The 3,233-nt window shown below is 59.4% G+C and carries 5 protein-coding genes and 1 pseudogene; all 6 read right to left on the reverse strand.

The genetic code is table 11. The features are described 5' to 3' along the window. Positions 1 to 620 (reverse strand): hypothetical protein (locus tag B5G12_RS13995; protein WP_144064179.1); only part of this gene is annotated, 620 nt, incomplete at its 3' end. Further along, complete coding sequence (locus tag B5G12_RS14000; RefSeq protein ID WP_087325476.1) at positions 548 to 895, reverse strand: TnpV protein; 348 nt, start codon at positions 893 to 895, stop codon at positions 548 to 550. The genes B5G12_RS14000 and B5G12_RS13995, both read right to left, overlap by 73 nt. 795 nt (positions 896 to 1,690) lie before the next feature. Next, positions 1,691 to 2,221, reverse strand: coding sequence for a hypothetical protein (locus B5G12_RS14005; RefSeq protein ID WP_087325473.1), 531 nt, complete (start codon positions 2,219 to 2,221; stop codon positions 1,691 to 1,693). A 12-nt stretch (positions 2,222 to 2,233) separates the two neighbouring features. Beyond that, positions 2,234 to 2,446, reverse strand: a complete 213-nt coding sequence (locus B5G12_RS14010; protein WP_087325474.1) for a transposon-transfer assisting family protein — start codon at positions 2,444 to 2,446, stop codon at positions 2,234 to 2,236. Continuing rightward, positions 2,443 to 2,913 carry a YodL domain-containing protein gene (locus tag B5G12_RS14015; protein ID WP_158099728.1) on the reverse strand — a complete coding sequence of 157 codons (471 nt, stop codon included), beginning with the start codon at positions 2,911 to 2,913 and terminating at the stop codon, positions 2,443 to 2,445. The genes B5G12_RS14010 and B5G12_RS14015 overlap by 4 nt, the downstream gene beginning before the upstream one ends. An 11-nt stretch (positions 2,914 to 2,924) precedes the next feature. Next, a pseudogene (locus tag B5G12_RS14020) lies at positions 2,925 to 3,233 on the reverse strand (DNA topoisomerase); the annotation flags it as partial.

Consider the following 3,233-nt stretch of genomic DNA (forward strand, 5'->3'; position numbering starts at 1 on the left):
TGGGCGGAAACAGTCTCCTTAGTTGCCTCAGCATCCGCCACCACCTGCCGAATAAAAGGGTCGCTATCCAGCTTTTCCGGATCTACAAGCTGGCCGTTCACAATGCCGCGCTCGGCCAGTTTTTCCCGCAGAATTTCGCCTTCCGTGGGAACCGTCTGCTCCGCCTCGTCCCGATATTGCCCCGTGGCAATCAGGACGTGGATGCGCTTTTCTACCTCCGACCATTTCAGACGTTGCTCCTGTCCTTTGGGATATGAACGCAGCTTGATGCCCCTGGCATCGTAGTCGAGGAAGCCATTACTGCCATCCTGAAACGTCCAGCTCTGGCCACCAGTACCGTATTCCTGCTTCAGAAAGGCGGTTCGCTCTTTGGCGCTGTGATGTTCAGCATAGTAGGCCGCAATACGTTCTTTTCCGTTCGCAAACCCGCTGCCGGAGGCCAGGGCCGCCCGCCAATCCGCCTCGGAAAAAGAAAAAGCGGAGACTTGTTCGGTCTCCGCTCGCTGGTCGATCTGTGCGATTTGCTCCGCCTCAGTGGCGAAAAAACTCAGTTGAAAATCAACTCGTTCCGGATCACTTCCTCGGCCTGAGCCTTGCAGGCGTTCATCCGGCCCGTCCATTGCATCGGGTCGCGGGCTTTCAGTTCCTCTGTAGCGCCCGCCGCCTCCGCCAGTTGTGGCATCATCTGTTCCAGCCGCTGCTTCGCCGTCTGGTCGATCTCCGCCAGGTGCGGGTACAGTTTCCCGCTCAGCAGCAGGTGGTTGTAAAGGACGGGCCGGTTCTCCTTCAGATAGCTTTTCCGCATCCTGCCGTACTTGCCCAAGGGCTTCTCCGGCTGGTTCAGTTCGATGTTCGGGACCAGATAATCCCCGTTGCGCCTGTACTCGATATTCATGCTGCTCATCCCAAAGTCTCCTTTCTTCTGCGATGTCGCGTTCCACCTGCCGGACCACCGCCGCGATCTGCAGCAGCACCTCGCGGCTGCTCTCACTGACGGCGGTGCCCAGGGCGGCCACGGTGGCCGGCGTGTTGAACTCATAAACAGCTTTTAATTCCTCCGGGCCAAAATGTGTTTCGGGAGCGTACCCACACCGGGACAGGAGGGCGAAGGTGGTGCTGGCGGTAACGGCCCGTTTGAAGGCAAGCCCTCTGTTGAGTTCATCGTACTCCTCCAGCATGGAATTTGCAAGGATGCCGCCAATCTCCTGCTCGTGGCCGGCCCAGTAGGCGTCTGCCAACTGTCCCGCTGCATCTGCCAACTGCTGGGGCAGGTCTGCCGCGTCAGTGCCGTAGCGGCGCTCCAACATAGCCGCCACCGGAATCCTGTGCCGGTCCTCCAGCGTCCACAGCCAGGGGTTACGGGAGTTTTGCCGGGTGCCGGTGTCGGCCAGATCGAACACATACCGCAGGCGCAGCCGGTCGCCCGTATCGTCCAACAGGGCGATGCCCTTGGACCCGCGCCGGACATAGCGGTTCATCCGGTCATTCCAGACATCGTAAGACGCGCAGGCGGTGGCGTCGGGCCGCTGGGCGTAGATCATGAGCTGGTCGGGGTAGGGATATTTGTACAGCCTGCCGGCTGTCGCCAAAAAGCCCGCCCAGCGCTCCCAGCTTCCGGTCAGGCGGCGGGCGGTGTCCTCGGCGAGTTGCGCATAGTAGAGTGTTTTTTGAGACATTTTGCCTCCCTTCGTTACTCCCGGCCCCTTTCTTTGTGCTTGCGGGGCGGTTTGACCACAGTTTCTTTGGGGCGCGATTCTCTCAGTTCTTTCAGCACCGATTTTCTCGCCATCGGCTTGAGGGGATGTTTCCAGCGGCTGAAAGCAACATCTTTCGGCTCCATCGCGCCCGGTTCATAGGCGCGGACCCGGTCAAAACCCAGGTCTTTCCGCATCTGCCGCAGGATGTCCATGACCTCGGGGCTTTGGTTGAGGGACGCCATCCGGGTATAATCGTCCACCAGGTAGTTTTGGCCCTGGCGGACATGGAGCAGGTCGGCGGCGCTGGGCGGTTCCTCCCGCTGGACCCCAAAGGTCAGCCGTGCACCCGGCACTTCTTCGCTGTTGTAGGGTTGCTGCCGCAGCTCCTGGAAGCGGGCTGCGGCCTGCTCGTAGCTGTCGTAAAACTCAATGGGTGTGTAGGGCTTGCTTCCTGCCGCACCGGTCCAGGTGGCCAGGTCGGGGATGATATAGCACTGCCATTTGTTGTCTTTTTCGTCTGCCATAGATTCTCCCTCTCAGATAAAATCCGGATACAGTTCCAGCGCGTCAAACTCGGCATCGGTCATGCCGGCCAGCTTGTCCAGGGTGCTGTCGGTCAGGTCCCGCAGCTCTGCCTCCGACCAGGTGAGATAGCTGCGCATCTCGGTCAGCACTTCGATCAGCCGCTCCCGATTGCCGGTATTGTAAAGGGCCATCAGGTTGATTTCCTCATAGGTGAAGTTTTTCATCGTACGTCCCTCTCTTTATGCTTCTTGGTTTTGGCCTTGGGTGCGGCCTCTTTGGCCTGCTTTATTTGTGCGGCCACCGACTTTTGGGGCCGGGCCGCCTCTTTCATCTGCTCCAAAAAGCCCGGCAGCTCCTTGAAACCGATCCTGTCCACATAGAACGCCCCGGCCTGATCTTCGCGGTTCAGCACGACCACATCGCTGACCGAAAGGCTGTGTCCCTTGAAATCCGACGGACGCCTCAAATTGAACGTAAGGTACAGCTCCTCCAGCGCCTCCGCGTTGCTCATGCCGTAAAAGTACGCCGGGGTATTGGCGAAGTAGACCACTTCGTAATGGGCGGGGTTCGGCGCCTTGCCCATCTGCTCCAGACGGGCAAAGGATTCAAACCGCACATCTGCCGTCTCCGGCCCATCTTTGAGCTGCAAAATCAGATATACATCGCTCTCGGCGGCGAGAAAACGGTCCAAAACATCCTGCATCATCGTGCACCCCCGTTCTCAAATTCCAAGCTGAACTTGGCCCGACCATCGGCCTCGGTGGTCATCAGGACAGAGGCGTTGTAGGTCTTGCCGGTGCGCTGGCTCTTGCAGTCCTTGAGGCGGGCGCGGCCGTCCCGCAGCAACTTATCCACCACCTGCCGAGTAGGGCGCTTCCCGAGGCAGTTAAAAAAGGCGTTATCCTTCCAGATCACAAAGCGGCACTCGCGGCTCGTGCAGAACCAGCCTTTTTCCCGCTCGGCCACCTCTGAGCCGCAGTGGGGACAAGTGCCCACTACTGGCGCACCGCT

The organism is Faecalibacterium sp. An58, from assembly GCF_002161515.1.
GTDB lineage: Bacteria > Bacillota > Clostridia > Oscillospirales > Ruminococcaceae > Faecalibacterium > Faecalibacterium avium.

What these genes read in the sequence shown, in the direction of transcription:
- B5G12_RS14000 (WP_087325476.1), bottom strand. Translation starts at nt 895, where the DNA reads ATGAATATCGAGTACAGGCGCAACGGGGATTATCTGGTCCCGAACATC.
- B5G12_RS14005 (WP_087325473.1), bottom strand. Translation starts at nt 2,221, where the DNA reads ATGGCAGACGAAAAAGACAACAAATGGCAGTGCTATATCATCCCCGAC.
- B5G12_RS14010 (WP_087325474.1), bottom strand. Translation starts at nt 2,446, where the DNA reads ATGAAAAACTTCACCTATGAGGAAATCAACCTGATGGCCCTTTACAAT.